The organism is Arthrobacter sp. D1-17 (genome assembly GCF_054130535.1).
In genome coordinates this window covers 4107818-4128984 of the sequence record NZ_CP096382.1, presented here as the reverse complement: position 1 = coordinate 4128984, position 21167 = coordinate 4107818, and the positions used below count along the sequence as shown (strand labels likewise).

At 61.9% G+C, this 21167-nt stretch carries 19 protein-coding genes; 9 read left to right on the top strand and 10 right to left on the bottom strand.

Annotated elements, in window-relative coordinates; all coding sequences use genetic code 11:
- Positions 1-30: 30 nt before the first annotated feature.
- A complete protein-coding gene (locus tag M1E01_RS19070; protein ID WP_457973079.1) occupies positions 31-777 on the top strand; it encodes a GntR family transcriptional regulator in 747 nt (248 codons plus the stop codon).
- A gap of 97 nt (positions 778-874) precedes the next feature.
- On the opposite strand, the gene M1E01_RS19065 is transcribed toward M1E01_RS19070, so the two are convergent.
- The 5 genes from M1E01_RS19065 to M1E01_RS19045 form a co-directional block, all read right to left on the bottom strand.
- Positions 875-1708: a putative hydro-lyase gene (locus M1E01_RS19065; protein ID WP_457973078.1), complete on the bottom strand. Its 834-nt coding sequence runs from the start codon at positions 1706-1708 to the stop codon at positions 875-877.
- 35 nt (positions 1709-1743) lie between these two features.
- Positions 1744-2964, bottom strand: coding sequence for an NRAMP family divalent metal transporter (locus M1E01_RS19060; protein ID WP_457973077.1), 1221 nt, complete (start codon positions 2962-2964; stop codon positions 1744-1746).
- Between the two features lie 1302 nt (positions 2965-4266).
- Positions 4267-5097, bottom strand: a complete 831-nt coding sequence (locus M1E01_RS19055) for a hypothetical protein (RefSeq protein ID WP_457973076.1) — start codon at positions 5095-5097, stop codon at positions 4267-4269.
- 191 nt (positions 5098-5288) lie between these two features.
- Entirely contained in the window at positions 5289-5600 is a 312-nt protein-coding gene (locus M1E01_RS19050; RefSeq protein WP_457973075.1) for a hypothetical protein, read from the bottom strand.
- A gap of 43 nt (positions 5601-5643) precedes the next feature.
- A complete protein-coding gene (locus M1E01_RS19045) occupies positions 5644-6807 on the bottom strand; it encodes an acyl-CoA dehydrogenase family protein (protein ID WP_457973074.1) in 1164 nt (387 codons plus the stop codon).
- Between the two features lie 281 nt (positions 6808-7088).
- Between M1E01_RS19045 and M1E01_RS19040 the strand changes: the two genes are divergently transcribed.
- The 7 genes from M1E01_RS19040 (at position 7089) to M1E01_RS19010 (ending at position 13014) form a co-directional block, all read left to right on the top strand.
- A complete protein-coding gene (locus M1E01_RS19040; protein ID WP_457973073.1) occupies positions 7089-7646 on the top strand; it encodes a MaoC family dehydratase in 558 nt (185 codons plus the stop codon).
- A 20-nt stretch (positions 7647-7666) separates the two neighbouring features.
- Complete coding sequence (locus tag M1E01_RS19035; RefSeq protein WP_457973072.1) at positions 7667-8512, top strand: HpcH/HpaI aldolase/citrate lyase family protein; 846 nt, start codon at positions 7667-7669, stop codon at positions 8510-8512.
- Positions 8513-9670, top strand: a complete 1158-nt coding sequence (locus tag M1E01_RS19030) for a CaiB/BaiF CoA transferase family protein (protein WP_457973071.1) — start codon at positions 8513-8515, stop codon at positions 9668-9670.
- Between the two features lie 79 nt (positions 9671-9749).
- Positions 9750-10505, top strand: a complete 756-nt coding sequence (locus tag M1E01_RS19025) for a GntR family transcriptional regulator (protein ID WP_457973070.1) — start codon at positions 9750-9752, stop codon at positions 10503-10505.
- 210 nt (positions 10506-10715) lie between these two features.
- On the top strand, positions 10716-11234 hold the full coding sequence (locus M1E01_RS19020; protein ID WP_457973069.1) for an HtaA domain-containing protein: 519 nt from the start codon (positions 10716-10718) through the stop codon (positions 11232-11234).
- Complete coding sequence (locus M1E01_RS19015) at positions 11234-12529, top strand: FAD-dependent oxidoreductase (protein WP_457973068.1); 1296 nt, start codon at positions 11234-11236, stop codon at positions 12527-12529. Before M1E01_RS19020 ends, M1E01_RS19015 begins: the two co-directional genes overlap by 1 nt.
- 23 nt (positions 12530-12552) lie before the next feature.
- Positions 12553-13014 carry a flavodoxin domain-containing protein gene (locus M1E01_RS19010; RefSeq protein WP_457973067.1) on the top strand — a complete coding sequence of 154 codons (462 nt, stop codon included), beginning with the start codon at positions 12553-12555 and terminating at the stop codon, positions 13012-13014.
- 682 nt (positions 13015-13696) lie between these two features.
- Here the strand turns inward: M1E01_RS19010 and M1E01_RS19005 are convergent.
- Positions 13697-15220 carry an aldehyde dehydrogenase gene (locus M1E01_RS19005; protein WP_457973066.1) on the bottom strand — a complete coding sequence of 508 codons (1524 nt, stop codon included), beginning with the start codon at positions 15218-15220 and terminating at the stop codon, positions 13697-13699.
- A 64-nt stretch (positions 15221-15284) separates the two neighbouring features.
- Positions 15285-16631: a 4-aminobutyrate--2-oxoglutarate transaminase gene (gene gabT, locus M1E01_RS19000; RefSeq protein WP_457973065.1), complete on the bottom strand. Its 1347-nt coding sequence runs from the start codon at positions 16629-16631 to the stop codon at positions 15285-15287.
- Between the two features lie 171 nt (positions 16632-16802).
- Between gabT and M1E01_RS18995 the strand changes: the two genes are divergently transcribed.
- Complete coding sequence (locus tag M1E01_RS18995; RefSeq protein ID WP_457973064.1) at positions 16803-17465, top strand: GntR family transcriptional regulator; 663 nt, start codon at positions 16803-16805, stop codon at positions 17463-17465.
- Between the two features lie 29 nt (positions 17466-17494).
- Here M1E01_RS18995 and M1E01_RS18990 read toward each other — a convergent pair whose 3' ends face one another.
- The 3 genes from M1E01_RS18990 to M1E01_RS18980 all read right to left on the bottom strand — a co-directional run bounded on the left by M1E01_RS18990 (position 17495) and on the right by M1E01_RS18980 (position 21147).
- Entirely contained in the window at positions 17495-19000 is a 1506-nt protein-coding gene (locus M1E01_RS18990) for an aldehyde dehydrogenase family protein (protein WP_457973063.1), read from the bottom strand.
- Between the two features lie 33 nt (positions 19001-19033).
- Positions 19034-20293, bottom strand: coding sequence for a cytochrome P450 (locus M1E01_RS18985; RefSeq protein WP_457973062.1), 1260 nt, complete (start codon positions 20291-20293; stop codon positions 19034-19036).
- 128 nt (positions 20294-20421) lie between these two features.
- The gene (locus M1E01_RS18980) at positions 20422-21147 is read right to left on the bottom strand and encodes a gamma-glutamyl-gamma-aminobutyrate hydrolase family protein (RefSeq protein WP_457973061.1); all 726 of its coding nucleotides are present in this window, start codon (positions 21145-21147) and stop codon (positions 20422-20424) included.
- Positions 21148-21167 lie beyond the last annotated feature (20 nt).

Here is a 21167-nt window from a genome sequence, read left to right as displayed (position 1 = left end):
CTGATCTTTCGATAGATTGGAACGATGCCCATGAACGCAGCACTACAAGGGATCGCCGACGGCGGCCAGGCAACCCACGCCCACACCGGGGCGTGGGTTGCCGGCGTGCTCCGGTCCCGCATCTCGGCCGGACAGCTTCCGCCCGGAACCAAACTCTCCGAGCAGAAGCTGTCCGAGGCGCTGGGCGTCTCCCGAAACACCCTGCGTGAAGCTTTTACCGTGCTCGCGGGCGAGTCCGTGGTGCAGCGCATACCCAACCGGGGTGTCTACGTAGCCGCGCCCGGAGCAGAGGACGTGCGGGAGATTTACCGCGTCCGGCGGCTGATTGAGCCCGCAGCCGTGCTCTGGGGAGACATTCCTGACCGAGCCCTTGAGAACTTTGAAGCCATCATTGCCAAGGCCCGCGATGCCAAGGCCGCAGGTTCGGTGCAGCGCATGGCTGACGCCAACCAGGAGCTGCATAAGGCCCTGGTTGCCCTGTCCGGCAGCGGCTCCCTGCAGGAATTGATGGACAAAGTGCTGGCCGAGATGCGCCTGGTGTTCCATGCCATGGCCACCACTCCGGACTTCCACAGCCACTACGTGGAGCGCAACGCCGCCCTGGTGGAGCAGATCCGCGCCGGGCAGCGCCTCGAGGCCGCCGAAGAGCTCCGCCGCTATCTCGACACCGCCGAGCATGAGCTGCTGGTGCACATCGGGGCCGTGCCCATGGAGGATCCAAGCGACACCGTACGGGACGGTTCAAACACTGGCAACGAACCTACGCATCCCAACTAGGTAGCAGTAGGTGCCGTTGTGAGCCTTCAAAACGACACCTACTGCCAGTGAGTTGGACAGGACCGAGGAGCTGGCCCTTGGCCGCTGGCTGATCAAGCTAGGGCACGAGGTAGGAGCTGTCCCGGGCATCAGTAACCAGCATATGGCCCGGCGCGTGGCCGATGGCCAAGGCGGGCCGGGACTCCATCACGGCGGCCTGCGGCGTTACGCCGCAGGCCCAAAACACGGGAATGTGCCCGTCCGGGACGTGAACAGGGTCGCCGAAATCAGGGCGGGACAGGTCCGAAATGCCCAGCTCGGACGGGTTGCCGATATGGACAGGCGCACCATGAACCGCCGGGTAGCGGGAGGTGATGCGGACCGCGTCCGCCACCTGCGACGCCGGGACAGGCCGCATCGAGACCACCAGCGGCCCGGCCATGGCGCCGGCCGGTTCGCAGCGGACGGAGGTGCGGTACATCGGCACGTTCACGCCCTGATCGATGTGGGCGATGTGGATGCCCCCTTCCTGCAGCGCCGCCTCGAAGGTGAAGCTGCAGCCGACGATGAAGGTGACCAGGTCGTCGCGCCAATAGCCGCTGATGTCCGTGGGTTCATCCACCTTTACACCGTTCTCGTACACGGCGTACTTGGGCACGTCGGTTCGAACGTCGCCGCCGGCGAGCAGCACGCCGCTGGTTTCACCGGCGTCGAGCACGCCGAGGATGGGGCACGGCTTGGGGTTCCGCTGCGCGAACAGCAGCACGTCGTAAGCCTGTGCCTTCGGCACGATGATCAAGTTGCCCTGCGCGTAGCCGGCGCTCCACCCGGAGGTGGGCGCCACCAGTCCTGCGCGGAAGAGGGCGCGGGCCTCGGCCGGGGAAAGTGCTGCAGGGTTTTCGGGAAGAACTGTTGCTGCTGTGGCAGTTGCGCGGTTTGCGGGGACGGTCATATCGGGCCTCCTTCGGCTAACGGTTGCCGGTCCGGCTAAACCCAGAGCTTGGACAGGCCGGTGAGGGAGTTCCAGCCGAGGAACAGGGTCAGCAGCCAGGCCAGGGCCCCGATGATCAGCAGTGACTTCGGGTAGGCGTAGCCGTGCAGGAGGTCGCGGCGGCGCCAGGCAACCCACAGCACGACGGCAAACCCCACGGGGAGGATGAGTCCATTGAACGCGCCGGCGAAAATCAGCAGTTGCTGGGGCGGCTGGCCGATCAGGAGGTAGGCGACGGCGCAGAACGCGATGAATGCGATCGTGATGAGATTGCGCTTGCGTTCCGGCGTGGTGGATGTGGTCACGAAGGACACCGACGTGAATGCGGCGCCGATCACGGAGGTGATGGAGGCTGCCCACAGGATGATCCCGAAGATGCGCAGGCCGATTTCCCCCGCAGCTGCTTGGAATGCGGAAGCCGCAAGGTTGTTTTGGGCGAGGGTTACGCCGCCCGCCACGACGCCCAGGATGGCGAGGAAGAGCAGGACGCGCATGATGGCGGTGATGATGATGCCGATGATGGAACTGCGGGTGATTTCCTTGACGTGGCGCACGCCGGTAGCACCTGAATCCAGCATGCGGTGGGCGCCGGCATAGGTGATGTAGCCGCCGATGGTGCCGCCGATCAGGGTGGTGATCACCAGGAAGTCGACTTCCTCCGGCAGGACCGTGTTCTTCAGCGCTTCACCGAGCGGAGGTGCGGAGACGATGGCCACGTACAAGGTCATGAGGATCATGACCGCGCCCAGGAGCACCACGATCTTGTCCAGCGCCAGGCCTGCCTTCTTGCTGAGGAAGATGAGGATGGCGATGACGGCGGAGATGGCGCCGCCGATCTTGGGATCAAGGCCCATCATCGCATTGGTGCCCAGGCCGGTGCCGGCGATGTTGCCGACGTTGAACACCAGGCCTCCGATGAAAACCAGTCCGGCGAGGAACCAGCCGATCCCGGGAAGCACGCGGTTGCCGAGCTCTTGGGCACGCATTCCGGAGATGCCGATGACCCGCCAGACGTTGGTCTGCACTGCGATGTCCACAAGGATTGAGACGAGGATGGCGAATGCGAACGCTGCCCCCAGCTGGACTGTGAAGGCGGCTGTCTGGGTGATGAACCCGGGGCCGATGGCGCTGGTGGCCATGAGGAACATGGCGCCGAGCAGGGCGGAGCGCCTGCCGGTGCTTGCCTTGATTTGGATGTGCGGTTCCGTGGTTTCCATTGGGTCCGTCCAAACGGTCTGGGTGACTGGAGTCACAACGGGTGTCTCCAGTCACTGTACAGACTGTTGAACAATCTTTGCAAGAGATTGTTCAACAATTATTCTTGCCCGGGTCGGGTCGCCGTTGTCCTAACGTGCCCATAGTGACCCTGTTGGTTCTTGGTTGGGAAGAGGGAGTTTGCCGAAGCGCGGACCGCTGGTCCGGCGCTCGCAGCGTTCTCAGCCAAGACCGAAGTCGGACCGGATTCCGGGCGAACGCACACTGGCGGAAATCCACGGAATGTCTCGCGCCTCAGTACGCGTGGCCATTCGGGTCCTGGAGGTCATTGGTGTATTGCGCCGCTCCGTGGGATCCGGCTCCACCTCCGGAGCGATCGTGAGCTCTGATCCCTCAGCCGGTCTGTCGTCCGCACTGCGGCTGCATGCCGCTAGTCGGCTGCCGGTTGAGGACATCCTGAAGACGCGCATCCTGCTCGAGGCCCGGTCCGTCCACCTGGCAGCGGCCCCGGACGGGAGGGGATCGAGATTTGGAGCAGGCCGCAAGCTGCTCCACGCCACGGACGATCCGGACATGGACAGCGCGACCTTCCACGAGCTGGATGCCCGGTTCCATATGGCGCTCAGCTCGCTCACCGAAACGCGGTGGTGGCGAGACCATGATGAGCTCCCTGAGGGGCTCCGGCCTCGGCTACCTCAAGGATGCGATGGACGTCATGGATTCATGGCCCGCGACGTGATCTCCACGCTTCGAACCCAGCACCACGGATCTCCGATGCCGTCCAAGCTGGGGACCGCCAATGCGCGCAGGCGATGTTGGGCCAGGCCGTCGGAAAGCCGGTGTGCACGCTTATCGGCGTCGGCGCCCGACGAGCCCAGATTGTGATTGAGTTAAGCGGGCACCGAGCTCCTCGGCATCGTAGGGCGGTCCCGTTTTTCTAAAGTTGATCGCACCAGAGTGTAAGGGTTGGATCTCAGACCTTTTCTAGCCAAAGGTCAAAAAAGCAGAATGAGACCCTATTCTGACGGGGTTTCTGATACCTGCCTGACGTCAGGTTGGGGTGTACGCAAAACTGGCGTCCCCACAATGGGCAGGTCTCCTGAGATCCGAACTGGGTCTGCCAGGAGGCGCGTTCGACCTGGCCTACTCCTCGGGGACATGAACGACGCTGTGAATGAGGCTACGAGATTGGTGACATACGTTTCGGTAGATATAGCTTGGACCCCGCCTACGAATGTTCCAGGAAGTGGCCTACGCAGTCTCAAATTCGGATGGCCTGGTTCCAGATGGAGGCTGTCCTGTCCTCAAGTAGGGCACAGAAGGCAAAGGGATCCGTTTGGTTCGGACGGTATGAGGTGGCGTTCACTGAAAGTCACACTTACGCCGTGTTGAACGATGGTCTGCAGGAACGTAACCAGCTCAAGATCCTCTTCGACGGCGCCTCGACCATCTTCTACAGCGCTGCTGGTAAAGTCCAAAGCCCCCGGTGCGGTCACTTCATGTGAGAGCCGGATTGCCGATACAAGATCGACTGGAACGGCAAGCAGGTCCGCGGCTGCGTTTTTCGCCCGGAAATGTGGCCCGGTGGTGATGCAGAGCCCAGCATTCCTGCGCTGAGCGCGCGAGACGATCATTGCTGCAGTCCTGATGGAGGCGATGTTTGTGTTGATTCTGGGTTCTAGACTGACTTCCAGGCGGCGTTGCGCTGCCTGGTCGCAGATGTCCTGGAATTTCTCGACCGCATCATCTTCAAGCTTGTCGGTGTGTGAGGTGCCGAATACCTGCAGGAGCCGGGCGTGGAAGAGATCAGCCAGGTCCAGTAGGCGCTCCAGCGTTTGGTCGTCCTGCGCTTTGCTTGAGCCAACTCTCACCCCTGGTTGATTTTTAGCGGCTGCAAAGCCGTGCAAGCCGTCCAGTTCTGCGACTCTGATGCCGTAGACGGCGAGGATGCAGAGCATTTCTTCGTCAGTGGTGCCCGCCGCGCGGAGCCGATCGTATTCGTATAAGGACAAGCCTATTGCGGTGAATCCGCCTGCAGCCGCTGCCGCGACGCGTTGCTCAAAGGTCACTCCGGTAAGGCTGCCCTGGGCAAGTACGAGTTCGTTCACTGGACTGTATGCCGGCTGTTCAGTCATTGCTCTTCCTTCGAGTGGTCTGTCGGTGGGGCCTTTCACCCGGTTTCCCCGGGCAGGTGCTGGTGCAGGCCGGCGCGGTGACCGCGATATCCCCGCTATTAGCTGCTGTGCTACCTGGCCGACCGGACGAGGCATCGAGTCACTGATGTTTTCGGCGGCGTTAAGAAGGGGGTGCAGGTGACCGGCTCGTGCTAGATGGAATCAGTCGGGGAAGCGGATGCGTCGGCCAGCCGGATTAGTCGCTTCAGAGCAGAAGCCTCGATCAGAGAGGGGTCGAACTCGACAAGAAGCGAATCGTTGGTCGCCACCAGACGGCCGCGGCCCGGGACGTCGTACGTGCCTAGCATTTCTGCCAAGGCTTGTACGCGTTTTCGGACCGCGACCTTGTTGGCGCCGCTGACTATTGCACGCACGGCGTTTTGGCCGGCGTTCACCACGGTGAAGGTAGGCGAAAACAGGACCACGGTGCGCTCCAGAGATAGCGAGCGTACGTTGCGCGCCATATCGTGTCTCCTTACGTGACTTGGTGACAGCCGGCCTGTTGTCTCAGTAGGACCGGGGGAGACCTAGGACCTTGGTAGCGACAAAGGACTTGATCATGTTGTTGTTTACTGGTGCGACCTGGAACATGCGGGTTTCCCGGAATTTGCGTTCGACGTCGTATTCATCCACAAAGCCATAGCCGCCATGTGTGTCCAGGCATGCGTTCGCTGCAGCCCAGCTCGCTTCTGAGGCCAAGTGTTTTGCCATGTTCGCTTCTGCCCCGCAGGGCTCTCCGGCGTCGAACAGCCGTGCAGCTTCGTATCGCATCATGTCCGCGGCCCGGACCTTCATGTAGGCGTCCGTGATGGGGAATTGCACGCCTTGGTTAGCCCCGATCTGGCGGCCGAAAACGGTTCGGTTGTTGGCGTATTCGACTGCCCGCGTTGTGAACCAGTACCCGTCGCCGATTGCTTCGGAGGCCAGCAGAATTCGCTCGGCGTTCCATCCGTCGATGACGTAGCGGAACCCCTTGCCTACTTCGCCTATGACGGCAGACTGCGGTACGCGCATGCCTTTGTAGAAGATCTGGTTGGTGGCGTAATTGAACATGGTGCGGACCTTAACTACTTCCAAGGTCTCCGGCTGTTCGGCACGTACCTGACGCAGGTCCACCAGGAAGAGCGTGAGTCCGTGTGTCCGGTCCTCGTCGCCCTTCTTTGACGTCCGCGCGAGCACGAATGCGAGGTCTGATTCATCGATTCGGCTGGTCCAGCTCTTGTGGCCGGTGATGACGTAGTCGTCCCCGTCCTTAACGGCCGCCGTTTCGATGCTGGTTGTGTCGGAGCCGGCTGCATCTTCTGTTATTGAAAATGCCTGCAGACGAAGGTCGCCGGAAGCGATTGCCGGGAGGTAGGCGTTCTTCTGGTCTTCGTTGCCATGGCGAAGCAGCGCGCCCATGGTGTACATCTGGGCGTGGCACGCGGCGGAATGGCCGCCGGACTTGTTGATTTCCTCCATGATTACGCTTGCCTCGGTAAGACCCACCCCCAGGCCGCCGTACTCAGTAGGGATCAGCGCAGCAAGGAGTCCTTCTTTGGTCAGTCGGTCGACGAACTCCTGGGGGTAACGGCGGTTGCGATCAGTTTCGCGCCAGTACGTGTCAGGAAACAGGGCGCAGAGAGTACGGGTCTTTACCCTCAGCTCGTCAACAGAAGTATGGACAGTCACGGGTGCTCCTCGGTTTGTGGCTAGGCATCGTCGGAAGCCAGCAAGCGCTCAAAATAAAATATATTTAGACCAAGAAAATTGGCGGCCTTGGCCTTTAACTTCGCTGTGTACTCGGCCGCACCAAGCCTTCCGGCCGGACGCACCGACATATCGACTCCCCCTCGTCTCCAAGAGACTAGGGGAGGCTTACTCAGCGTCCGCGGGACAAACAGTTGTCGCGCCGACCCTTGGAGACTAATATACGGTATACGGTATCCGCAATGGAAGAGGAACGAACGACGATGACGTCAGAACTTACGACGGGGCAAACCCGTGTAGTACCGGGATGGACTGGGCGCCTGTTTGAAGATTTTTCGGTCGGTGACATCTACTACCATCCTTTTGGTAAGACGGTCACAGAGGCTGACAACCAGAACTTCACCTTGGTTACGCAGAACGTGGCCAAGACCCACGTGGACCGCAACTTCGCTGCGGGTACGGAGTTTGGCCGGCCTTTGGTGAATTCGACGTTTACTCTCGCGCTGGTGACCGGTCAGTCCACGATTGACCTGTCCATGAACGTCTTCGCGAACATGGGATGGGATGAAGTGCGGATGCCTAACCCTGTCTATGAGGGCGACACCATCTACTCGCGGTCCAAGGTCCTCGCCCTCCGCGAGTCCAAGTCCCGCCCGAACCTCGGCCTCGTAACTGTGGCCACCGAAGGGTTCAACCAGGACGCAAAAATCGTGATCAGCTATCGGCGGACCTTCATGGTCTACCGCCACGGCCACTTGCCAAGCGTCGAGTCGGCCAGGCCGGACGAATCATCATTGCCGGACCAGGGGGATTTCCAGTGACCGGTACCGGGAATGTGCTGTTGGAAACGCAGGGACAGGAACTGGTTGCCGCAGCGGTGACGGCACTGTTCGTCCCGGGCGACCGGCCGGAACGCTTCGCCAAGGCTGCAGGCTCAGGTGCCGACGTCGTCATAGTCGATCTTGAGGATGCTGTGGCAGCGGAGAATAAAGAGCAGGCGCTGGCTGCTGCTGTCGATGCTCTGAACCGCGCTGACCTTCATGCATTGGTCAGGATCAATCCACTGGGAACAGCGAGCAGCAAGGCCGACATTGCTGCTCTTCTCAACGTCGCCCGGCAGCCCGGGCACGGCCTGCTGGGGCTCGTTATCCCCAAAGCCGAAGACAGCATGGCCCTGAGAAACCTCTCCAGCCGTTGCGACATGCTCGATCTGGCAGTCGTACCCCTCATTGAGAGCGCTGTTGGCGTGCTCGGCGCGGCGGAGATCGCCGGCATATCCGGCGTCACCCGGCTGTCCTTTGGCGCCATCGACTACGCCCTGGACATCGATGCCGGAAGCGATGACAGGTTCTTGGACCATGCCAGGAGCGCCCTGGTGGTCTCATCACGGGCGGCCGGAATACCTGCGCCCCTGGACTCACCGGCCATCCACATCAAGGAAACCGGCAAAGTCCAGGCATCCGCAAAGCTTGCACGAGGTTTCGGATTCGGCGGCAAGCTGTGCATCCACCCCTCCCAGGTCCCTGTGGTGAACCAAGCCTTCCGGCCGGCCCCGGATGAAGTCGAATGGGCCGAGTCCGTGGTTTCTGCTGCCGGCGGGGCCAGCCAGATCGAGGGACAAATGATCGACCGTCCTGTCATCGAACGGGCGCAACGCATTCTCGCCCGAGCGCGAGAGGAGAAGTAAATGGGCCGGTTACCTCTTGAAGGAATCACGGTTGTCTCACTGGAGCAGGCCGTCGCCGCCCCGTTTGCCACCCGGCAACTCGCGGATCTGGGGGCCAGGGTCATCAAGATTGAGCGGGACACAGGAGACTTCGCCCGCGGCTATGACAGCAAAGTCAACGGCATGGCGAGTTACTTTGTGTGGCTGAACCGGGGTAAGGAGAGCATCGTCCTGGATCTTAAATCCGCCCACGGCCTCGAAGCCCTGAAGCAGCTTGTGGCCAAGGCAGATGTCCTGGTCCAAAACCTCGCCCCAGGCGCAGTGGAACGGTTGGGCTTCGGTCCGGACGACGCCCTGGCGCTCAATCCCAAGCTTATCCACGTCTCCGTTTCCGGGTACGGGAAGGGCGGCCCGTATGAGCAAAAGAAGGCCTACGACCTCCTCGTCCAGTGCGAATCGGGGCTCTTGAGCGTTACCGGAACAGAAGACTCCCCTGCCAAGGTGGGGGTCTCAATCGCCGACATCTGCGCCGGAATGTACGCCTATTCAGGGATACTCACCTCCCTGCTGCAAAGGGCTTCAACCGGCAAAGGCGACGTCCTGGAAATCTCGATGCTGGAGGCACTGGGGGAGTGGGTCAGCCAACCCTATTTCTTCGCCGAATACGGCGGAGCTCCGCCTGCACGCAGCGGGGCGCAGCATGCCAGCATCGCCCCCTACGGGCCATTCGACACCGCCGACGGGACCGTCTTCTTTGGCATCCAAAATGAGCGCGAATGGGAAAAGTTTTGCCGGGAAATTCTCCAGAAACCAGAACTGGCCGACGAGTCACGATTCCTGGGGAATGACGCCAGGGTTCACAACCGTGACGATCTCCACAGCGAAATCAACGACGTACTGCGGTCCCTTTCAACTCAACTGGTCGTTGAACGGCTCGACGCGGCATCCATCGCCAATGCTGAACTGCGCGACATGCACGGATTCTCCGCCCACCCGCAGTTGTCCGCAAGGAACCGATGGCGGGATGTGCAGTCTTCTGTCGGTAGCGTCCGCAGCCTGATCCCGCCGGTCACCTCCAGGGAGGCAGGATTCTCCATGGGATCGGTGCCAGAGTTGGGGGAGCACACCGAGCAGGTTCTTGCCGAGCTGGGACTGCCACTTACTGCTGCTGAGCGCTGATTCCCCCATTGCCGCCGGATCCGGAAGGTACCCGGCGGCAATACTTTATTCTTAGCGGGAGCATCAGGAGAAGACACCAATGAGTAACCGCAGCAGTGATGACCGTGGCCGCAGGCAGCTCAGTGATGAAGCGGCCGCCTATGTCCGAGGGCTCATCATGTCAGGCGAACTCAGGCCGGGGACAACCGTCAGGCCCGAGACGGTCGGACAAGCCCTGAGCATTTCGACCACCCCTGCCCGGGAGGCCCTGCAGGCACTGCGGGTGGAAGGCTTCCTGGACCTGCTCCCGCGCCGGGGCTTTCAGGTCGCACCACTCACCGGACAAGACATCCGGGACCTCTTCCACGTGCAGGCACTCATAGCCGGTGAACTGGCAGCGAGAGCAGCAGACGGCCCCACACCCGATGAGCTGGCGGAACTGGAAGCACTTCATCACGAACTGATCGCGGCCGCACGCCGGAATGACCTTGATCTCCTCGAAGAGAAAAACCACGCCTTCCATCGCCAGATCAACACCATGGCCGGCTCCCGGAAGATCCTCTGGGCACTGAGCCTGATTACACGCTACGTACCACGGCAGTTCTATTCGTCGATTCCAGGATGGCCGGCGGCCACCGTGACCGATCATGAGGAAGTCCTTGAGGGAATACGTTCAAAAGACACGGCAAAAACACGCGCCGCAATGACGTCCCACATCATCCATTCAGGGGAACTGCTCGCAGCCAACTTCGACAAACGAGTGGTCGCCCCGGCGCTTCCAGCAACAGACACCGAAACAAGCACAGCAACAGCCGGAACGGACCCGCAAAGGGCTTCGCTGCACGCCGCAAGTTAGCAGGGCTGCCACCAGGCGGTTTCTTATGGCTGGCCGTCCACGGTGACCGTGGTTTGTCCGGCCTCCACAGATCACGCGCCACGCCAGGCGCGCTCCCACGATAATTCAAAAAGCAGCGCCGCAGGACAAGGATTGACCACAGAAAGCCTTGTCCGTGTTCCGTATACGGTATACGCTTGATCCAACGCAGCTGATCCTGAAGGAGATGACGTGAAAAAGCTCAGGCGAGCCCCCGCCGGTACCCACTCTTTGCAATGGCGCATTGACCCGGCATTCGATGATTACGTCCGCAACCGCACCGGCGATGGCACGGTCACGCTTTCAGGCGGTGCCACGCGTGATGACGATGGCTACTACCATTTCCCCAGAATCGTCACTTCGGGGGATCACGAGAACCTGCACTTCGGCGGCTCGGTTGAATTCCGCGCCTATCTGGGTGTTCTTTCGCTTCGCATCGCCGACCCGAGCCTGCATGTCGCCCGCGGCACGGTCCACTTGTACATCGCGGATGACTCCGCCCCCGCAGGGACCCGGCTGGAGCTTGCAACGGCAGCCACTGAGCCAGGGGCAACCGGCAACATCCTGCTGGACCTTCGCCTGACCGAACGCGGCGCTGAGCTGTTCCTCGACAAATATCCTGTCGGCACCCCCTTGGCACCGTTGAACATCGTCCTCGGCGCCCCTGGCGCCCCTGCTGCCAGGGCATTTTCCGTCGGAGGAGCTTTCTGATGGATACGCCTCTGTCCATCGCGGTCATCGGAAGCGGGCCTTCGGGCTGCTACCTTGCCCAGAGCCTGCGGCGGTCATTTCCACAGGCGGAGATCACGATCTACGACCGGCTTGCCTCTCCATTCGGCCTGGTCCGTTACGGCGTCGCCCCCGACCACCAAAGCACCAAGTCGATCCAGGCACAGTTTGCTCGGTTGTTTGAACGCGACAATGTCCGCTTCGCCGGCAACATTGAGGTCGGCGCCGACGTCTCCCTGGACGAACTGCGCAGCCTCCACCACATTGTCGTGCTGGCTGCAGGCCTTGCCGAGGACCGGGCCGTCGGAGTGCCGGGGGAGGACCTTCCGGGGGTCTATCGCGCTGGCCGTATCACGAGGCTCTTTAACGCCCACCCGCTTGAGCAGACTGAGGTCCCGAAGTTCGGCGAATCCGTGGCAATTATCGGCGGCGGCAACGTCTCCATCGACATCCTGCGGCTGCTGATCAAGCGGCCCGAGGACTTCCTCAACAGTGACATCGACGACGACGTGCTGGCAGCATACATTCAGGCTCCCGTGAGCCACATCGACCTCATCTGCCGGTCGACCGTCACACACGCTCCCTCTGATCCCGTCATGCTCGCTGAGCTCGGACGCGTAAAGGGCGTGAAATTCTCCTGCGCAGACCCGATTGAAGTAGCGGACGACGCTCCGCGTACCGCCGTCGCGAGGGCCAAAGCCATTGAGGAGCTCCTCCACGTCGATCCGGGAAACGAGGCCCGTGTCGAGGTGGCTTTGCACTTTGGGTGGGCCCCGGTGAGCATCAACGGGGACGGGCACGTCCAGAACCTGGAACTGCGGTCCCTCAATGATGACCGGCCGAACATACTTCTGGACACAGACTCTGTCGTTACAGCCATTGGTTTCGATTTCGACGCCGGCGACTGGCACGGTCTCGGTGCCCTCAAGGCCAACCTAGAAAGCGGGATGCTGGATTACGGACTGTACCGCACAGGCTGGATCAAGCGCGGTTCCCGTGGAACGATCGCCGAAAACAGGTCCTGTGCAAAGGCCGTAGCTGAAGAGATCGTCGCTGGCGTCGGTTCGCTCCAGCACCAGCCGAAGCCGGGATACGCCGGCCTGCCCGAAGAGGTCCGGGCCAAGGCTGTGGATTATTCGGCGTGGAAGCGCGTGGACGCCGCCGAGACCGATGCCGCCGCTGCCGATCGGTCCCGCCGAAAGATCCCCAGCCATGAACAGATGGTCGCCATCGCACACAACAAACTCGTTCAAACCGCCGCCCCCGGCACCAACTAACCTCAGGCATCAAACAGGAGACAATGATGAAGATCCAAGTTCTTTTCGGGACGGAATCCGGCAATGCAGAGATTGCGGCCGAAGACCTCGCTGAATCGATCAGGAACGACAGCCAGGAAGTCCACGTGCACGACCTGTCCGCGTTCTCAATCTCTGAACTGCAGCATGACACCATGTACGTATTTCTGTGCTCCACCTACGGTGAAGGGGACCTGCCCAACACGGCACTGCCGTTCTACGCAGACCTTTCCGTCGTCCGCCCCGACCTGACCGGCGTACGGTACGCCATGTTCGGCCTTGGCGATACGTTCTACACGGAAACCTACGGACAGGGCGCCACGAAGCTCGACGACAAGCTCTCGGAGCTGGGGGCTGAGCGGGTAGGAGAAATTGGCCGCTACGACGCCTCGTCCTGGGAGCCGGTGGGCGAAGCCGCTGTAGCCTGGTTCGCCGGCGTGCTCGATGGGGTAGCCGCTGCCCGCTAGATGAAACTTCCGTGATGACCCGGATCCGACGAAAGCTGTCGGATCCGGGTCATTTCCGTTTTCAACCCCGTCACCCATTGGCCGCAACCACGGATACAGTCTCTGGGCAGCAGGGAGCACACTACCTCTGCCCTCAGGGCACTAACACTTGTGGAACGGGTCTTATGAGCCCCGGCACGGGCTTGGCCGGGATTCATCGTGGCCCGTTGTCTGGTTCGTCGTAACCCTGGACCGGATTGATCGGGCCACAAGTAGCAGGCGTCGTTACCTTAACCCCTTGCCTCAGGACCTGTGGCCTCCCCTTACCAGGTGCACCCGACAGGGCGGATCTGCCGCGGGGCTGGTCACATCACCGCGGGCCTTGGGGACTGGGCAGCCCAGGGGCATTGCGGGACTGCAAGGGCTCCTTTGTGCCCCTGGCCTACCTGGGGTTTGCTTTCCTCGGCGCCCCTGTACTTTCGGCGCCCCAGTCTGTAGGGTCCCGTTGCCTGGTCTTTCGGCTCGCACCCGCAGGGAAACGAGCCCTGCCTTGAAACCGGACAGCCGCCTTGGGGACGGGCTTCGGGATCTGGGGGCTTCACGTGCTCTGGGTGCGTCTTGTCGTGTGCTGGTAACTTGCGGTTAAGCCTGGGCAGCAAAAAGGTCCCCGGGAGGACTCCCGGGGACCTTTCTGCTGTAAGACCTATTTGATGATGAAGGGGTTTGACGTGTCCGGTGCTGTGGAGATCCAGACGGACTTGACCTGAAGGTATTCCTTGATGGCGTCGATTCCGCTTTCCCGGCCGAGGCCGCTGCGCTTGTATCCGCCGAAGGGGGACGTGAAGCTGACGGCGCGGTAGGTGTTGACCCATACTGTGCCGGCCTGCAGGTTTTCCGACATACGCACCGCCCTGCCGATGTCGCGTGTCCAGACTCCGGCGGCCAGGCCGTAGTTGATGTCGTTAGCGATAGCCAGGGCGTCGTCTTCGTCCTCGAACGGGATGACGGCCAGGACGGGCCCGAAGACTTCTTCCTGGGCGATGCGCATCTCGTTGCGGACGTTGGTAAAGATCGTTGGCTGGACGAACTGCCCGCCGGATGCGCCTTCCCCGGTGTAGCCCGCGCCTCCGAGGACGCACTTTGCCCCCTCGCGCTGGGCGATATCGATGTAGTCGAGCACCTTCTCGAACTGCAGCCGGGTCGTTATCGGTCCGACGTGCGTGCCGGGCAGCATGGGGTCACCGATATTGGCTTGTTCGGCCAGCGCCACAACCCGCTGGACGAACTCGTCGTGAATGGAGCGCTGGACCAGCAGGCGTGATCCGGCGATGCAGGTCTGGCCGGTTGCGGCGAAGATCCCGGAAATTACACCGGTGGCGGCGGCGTCCAGGTCGGCGTCCTCGAAAACGATATTCGGGGACTTGCCGCCCAATTCGAGGGAGACGTGCTTGAACTGGCTCGCGGCGTTCTCGTAGATCTTCTGCCCGGCCATCTCGGAACCTGTGAAAGCCACCTTGGCGATGTCCGGATGGCTGACGAGCGGGGCGCCCACCTCCTGGCCGAAACCGGTGACGGTGTTGACGACGCCGGGCGGGAACCCTGCCTCCTCAAAAAGCTTCATGAATTCCAGGGTCGAGGTCGAGGTGAACTCCGAGGGCTTGATGACGACCGTGTTGCCTGCTGCCAGAGCCGCCGGCAGTTTCCATGCCAGCAGGAGCAAAGGAGAGTTCCAGGGCGTGATCATTGCGATCGGCCCGAGGGGCTCAAGCCGGGTGTAGTTGAGGATGTTCGGTTTGTCACTGGGGATGACTGCACCCTCGATCTTGTCTGCCAGGCCGCCGTAGTAGCGGTACCACCCGGCCATGTACCGGGTTTGGGCGGACATTTCGGCGTACAGCTTGCCGTTGTCGCTTACCTCAATCCGGGCAAGGTGGGCGCTGTTGGCCTCGATGAGATCGGCAAGATCCATGAGAAGCTTGCCGCGGTACTGGGGCTTGGTCCTGCCCCAGCTCTTGAACGCCTCTGTGGCCGCAGCTACTGCGCGGGCTACGTCTGCGGGGCCGCCGTGAGCAACTTTGGCCCAGACTTCTCCGGTGTACGGGTTAACGGTGTCGAAGTACTCGCCGTTTTCGGGGGGCGTAAAGGTGCCTCCGATGTAGTGGTCGTAGTGCGTCAGCCCGTCGCGGTCCTCGGGGCGTGTGACCAGATCACTGCTTTGTGCTGTCATCGCTGTTTCATCCTTTGCTGAGCGGAGTGACCAGCCTGTGGTGTCCGCTGATTCCTGGGGTGGTTCATAAACGGGCCAGTCCCTCCACGACGACTCCGATGCCTTCCTCAAGCAGCTGATTGTCAATCGACAGCGGGGGGAGGAACCGGATGACATTGCCGTAGGTGCCGCAGGCGAGGAGGATGACTCCGTTTTCGTGGGCGTGCTTCACGACAAGTGCAGTCAGTGCCGGATCCGGGTTCAGGGTCTCCGGGTCGACGAGCTCGATGGCGAACATCGCTCCGCGTCCGCGCACCTGGCCGATGCGGGGATCTGTTTCCTGCAGTTCGGTGAAGCGGCGGGTGAGGATGGTCCCGATCTGCTGTGCGCGGTCGAGGAGTCCGTCCTCCTCGTAGGCTTCCAGAGCCGCGAGGGCTGCGGCGCAGGCGATGGGGTTGCCGCTGTAGGTGCCTCCAAGGCCCCCAACCTGGGCGGCGTCCATCAGCTCCGCCCGTCCCGTCAGTGCCGACAGGGGTAATCCCCCGGCGATGCCCTTGGCCATGGTGATGAGGTCAGGGGCAACTCCTTCATGGTCAACGGCGAACCATTTGCCCGTACGGGCGAAGCCGGACTGAATCTCGTCGGCGATGAAGACAATGCCGTTGCGTTCTGTCCATTCCTTCAGGGTCGACAGGAAGCCCTCTGCGGGAACGATGAAGCCGCCCTCGCCCTGAATCGGCTCAATGATGATGCCTGCCACGGATTCGGCCCCGAGCTCGTTTTCGATTTGTTCGATCGTCTGGCGGGCAGCTTCGGGCCCGGTGAGGCCACCGTCACGGTAGGGGTAGGAGGCTGGAACCCGGTAGATTTCCGGGGCGAACGGGCCGAAACCCTGCTTGTAGGGCGCGCTCTTTGCGGTGAGGGCCATGGCAAGGTTTGTGCGGCCATGGAAGGAGTGCTCGAAGGCCACGATGGCCTGGCGGCCGGTCGCGCGCCGGGCGACCTTGACGGCGTTCTCCACGGCCTCCGAACCTGAGTTGAAGAGGGCGGTGCGCTTGGCGAAGCTTCCAGGCGTGATCTCGTTCAGCTTCTCCGCCACGGCAATGTAGCTCTCGTAGGGCACCACGGTGAAGGCCGTGTGCGTGAATCGATCCAGCTGATCACGAACTGCGCGGACCACACGGGGATTGGAGTTGCCGACGCTGGTAACGGCGATACCCGAGCCCAGGTCAATGAACGAGTTGCCGTCCACGTCCAGGAGCGTTCCGCCGCCTGCTGCATCGGCGATGATGGGCAGGGTGTGGCCAACGGACCGGGCGACTGCGGATGCCTTGCGCTCAAGAATTTCGCGCGAGCGGGGGCCCGGGATCTCAGTGATGATCCTGCGCTCCTGGGTGAGCTCAGGGCCGCCGACGGTGATCTGTGCGGTCATGGGGCCGCCTCCTTCGTGAGTTTGGTCTTCCTGGGTGGTTCGTGACGCTTCTTCGGTCCGACCCGGATAAGAGAAAGGATTTCAAATGAATGAATAAGGTATACGGTATACGCAAATCCGATGTAAGCCAATAGCCGGTAGGCTGGGAAAAACAGAAAGTGGCGGGACACCATGAAGAAGATTGAGTTCGCTCGGGAGACGCTTGCTGATGCCGCGTATGCGCAGATTGCCGAGGGCATCCTGACACATGATCTGGGTCCCGGCGCCAGGCTGCTGATGGATGATCTGGCAGCGCAAATGGGCATCAGCCGGACACCCGTGCGGGAAGCCTTGCATCGTCTTGAGATGGAGCGCGTGATCGAACCCGGCGGTCGCCGTGGCTACATTGTTCGTAAGCTCACTGATGTCGAGCTGGATAAGCAGTATGCTGCCCGGGGAGCCATTGAGCCGTTCGCTCTTGCGGAGGTTGCACGCCTGGGCGGCGCGGCCGCTCAGTACGTGAGGTCCACGTACGAGGAGCTGGTATCGGCCCCGCAGACCACGGCCATGGAGGTCTTCCTGGTCAACAAGGCCATTCACCGCTGCACTGTGGAGGCTCTGGACAACGAGTACCTCCTGAGCATGTTCGATGTCATCTGGCAGACGGCCATGGCCACCCACGTGTGGGCCGATATCCTGGAAAGCCGTACTGCTGTTGACTTCCCGGAGATGCACCGGCCCATCGTGGAGGCTGCCGAGTCCGGGGACCCCGAGCTGGCGCGCAAGGTCGCTTTCGAGCACATCCATGCCGGCCGCGGACTGCACGTGGACCACGGCGAACAGCCCGCCCCCTAGAAGGGGCGGGCTGCACCGCACCGCGTGGTTCAGGCGGACATGTCGATCATGACTGCCTTGGACCGGGTGTAGGACAGTACGCTCTCGCGGCCAAGTTCACGGCTGTTGCCGGACTTGCTGTAGCCCCCGAAGCTCTGGGCGGGATCGAGCCGGCCGTGCGTGTTCACCCATACCGTTCCGGCCTTAAGTGCCTTGCTCATGCGCAGTGCTCTGGCGACGTCACGGGTCCATACGGCGGCCGCCAGGTCGTATGCTGAATCGTTCGCGAGCCTGATGGCTTCCTCTTCTGTGCGGAAACGAAGCACGGAAAGTACCGGTCCGAAAACCTCTTCCTGGGCGATGCGCATGTCATTGCGGACGTCAGTGAAGATGGTCGGCTCAACGAAGTATCCTGCCTGGTCCAGGGCGCGCCCTCCAACGCTGAGGCGTGCCCCTTCGGAACGTGCGATGTCGATGTACTCCTGGACTGAGACGTATTGGTCCTTGGAGACCAGTGGGCCCACTTCTGTGTCCGGACGGAGCGGGTCACCGATTCGCAGGGCCTGGGTTTCGCGGGACAGCGCTTCGACGAGTTCGTCGTAGACGTCCTCGTGGACAAACATTCTGGTGGGGGCGACACATACCTGGCCGGCGTTTTCCCACATGGCTTCGGCGGAGCCTTTGGCGGCGGCCTGGATGTCGGCGTCAGGGAAGACGATGTTGGCGCTCTTTCCGCCCAGCTCCACGCTGACCTTCTTCATCTGCCGGCTGCCCGCCTCGAGTATGCGCCGGCCAACGGGAGTGGACCCGGTAAAGGAGATCTTTACGACGTCGGGGTGGTCAACGATCGCCTGTCCCACCGTGCGCCCGGGCCCGGTGACGACGTTGAGCACTCCCGGGGGCAGGCCCACCTGGCGGGCGAGATCGGCCAAAAGCAACGTTGAGTAGCTGCTGACCTCGGCGGGTTTGATGACCATCGTGTTGCCGCCTGCCAGAGCGGGGCCGATCTTGTGCGAGGCCATTACGAGCGGGAAGTTCCAGGGCGTGATGGCGCCGCAGACACCCAGAGGCTCTATTTGGGTCATGCCGAAATAGGGCTGCCGGACGGGGTTGATGGAGCCCTCGAGCTTCGTGGGCCAGCCGCCGTAGTACCGGAAGACGGCCGCCACGCCTCCGACGTCGTCAAGTGCCTGGGAGATCGGTTTGCCCATATCCAGTGTTTCCAGTTCGGCAAGCTGCTCACGGTTGGCATCGACCGCGTCAGCCAGATCGAACAGGTACTGGGCGCGGGTGGCAGGGCTCGCTGTGCCCCAGTCACTGGAGGACAGGGCGGCGCTGGCGGCGGCAACGGCGGAGTCGACGTCCTCTGCTGAGCCGGAAGCGATGGAACCAAGAACGTTCTCGGTGGCGGGGTTGATGGACTGGAACGTGGCCCCCGATTTGGCTTCCCGCTCCGTGTCGGTGCCGATCCGAAGCCCTTGGGTCCGTTGGATGAAGGCTTGGGTGGCAAGTGAAACCTCATGCGAGGTTTCCGAAATCACTGCGTCGTATGTCATGGCTTTCCCTTGTCTGGCATGTAAGTGGTGGAATCAGGCGGCGTACGTCAGACGGACCGGCAGTTCCTTGATGCCGTGCGTGAGGTTGGAGCGAAGCCGGTGCACGGGTCCGTCAATTTCGATGGTTTCTACCCGCTTGGCCAGTTCGCGGAAAACAATCTGCAGTTCCAGGCGCGCCAGGCTGTTGCCCAGGCAGATGTGGGGGCCGCCGCCACCGAAGGCCACGTGGGGATTGGGCTTGCGCGCAATATCAAAGGAGTAGGGTGCGTCGAAGACGGTTTCGTCCCGGTTCGCGGACGCGTACCAGATGAGGACCTTGTCTCCAGCCTTGATCGGTGTTTCGCCGATTTTGGTGTCAACCAGCGCGGTCCGGCGGAAGTGGTGGATGGGTGTAGCCCAGCGGAGCACTTCCTCCACGGCAGTGTTCAGCAGGGAAGGGTCTTCCTTGAGCCGGCGGAACTGGTCGGGGTTCTGGGCGAAGGCCAGGAGGCCATGGGACAGGGCCATGCGCGTTGTCTCGTTGCCGGCCACCACCAGGAGGGAGAAGAAGTTATCAAGCTCGCGGGTGGTGAGCTTGCGTCCGTTGATGTTTCCGGTCATGAGCAGTGAAAACACGTCATGACCCAGGTTCCCGTTCCTGCGGTCACGCAGGGCATCTGCATACTTCCAAATGTCCCTTCCTGCGGGGCTGGAGAACGGGTAGCCGCTGTTTTCCTTGACGCTTTCGGGGGAGTCAGCGGTGCGGGGAGCGTGGTCAGGGTCAGCTCCGGCAATCATTTCGTCGCCAAGTGCCTTGAGGTAGGCACGGTCCTCGGTCGGGACCCCCAGCAGCTCGCCAAGAACGATCATGGGGATGACGGCAGCGACGTCGGCTACCCAGTCGAAGCTGGGTCGGGTGAATGCCTGGTCCAGCGTCTTTTCCACCAGTTCCTCGACGAAGCCGACCCATTCCTTGTGGACGGTGCCGGGGGTGAAACGGGCGGAAAGGACGCGCCTCATTGCTGTGTGCAGCGGCGGATCCGTGTCGATGAGGGTCTGCCGTGCCAGCAGGTCATCATGTTCGATGTCTTCTCGCGTGGTTCCACCGGTCTCGGACGAGAACTGCTGGAAGTTCCGCGTAACAGCGACGACGTCCGAATAGCGGGTGACGGACCAGTAGCCAGGGCCGTCTTCTTCCTCAACCCAGCGGACCGGGTCTTCCCGCCTGGCCTGATCGAAGTACTCGTAGGGCACTCCGTCCTCGAAAGCGAGGTCTGATAGAGCGTCGTGGGTGTGCACGTGGGTTTGGCTCATAATCTGTCTCCTTGGTAGTGCTGGCTAGTCCGACCACGGCCGCCCATCTAGCGTATACCGTATACGAAATGCTGGTGGTGGTCGTTCCGCCTCGGCAACCTTTTGTGATGTTGGTTTGGGTCCCGGGACTAATCCACGGGGATGTTTGCGATGAATTCCTTGAGGAGCGCCTGTTGGGCAAGGTCGGAAGCGACCGTGTCCTCGGGGTGCCACTGCACCCCGTGGATCCAGAATTCCGCGTCCTGGAGTTCCAGTGCTTCAACTGTGCCGTCTTCAGCCCAGGCAGTGGCTACCAGCCCTTTGCCGAGATTCCTCACCGCCTGGTGGTGGTAGCAGGAAACCCGAGGGTTTCGGGCGATGGATGGAATCAGAGAACTGTTGGCGTCCAGGGTGATTGTGTGGATCTGATTCATGTGGGGAGTGGGAAGGTGTTGTTCCAGATCGCCGCCCAGGGACACGTTCAAAATCTGCATTCCTCGGCAGACGGCAAGAGTGGGAACCTTGTTTTCCACGACGTACCGGGCAACGGCGAGATCAAATGCGTCCTGCAGGTCATCCCCGGCGTCGGATTCGGCGTGGGTTTCCTGGCCGTAGCGCCAGGCGGACATATCGGCACCGCCGGGAAGCAGTACAGCATCGGCGAAAGCCAGCCGCTGCGCGACTTCTTCATAGAGTGTGTCCTCCGGCGTTCCCGGCTCCGCGACCGGAAGTATGGTGACCGGCTCGCCGCCGGCGTCATATACACCCTTGATGAGTGCATGGGCGTTGACCACTGCCTTGTATCTCAGTGCGGAGGCGCTGTCGGAGAATCTGCCGGGTAGGGCGATGAGGGGTCTGCGACGTGGTGTCTGCACTTTCCCGTCCATTCAAAATC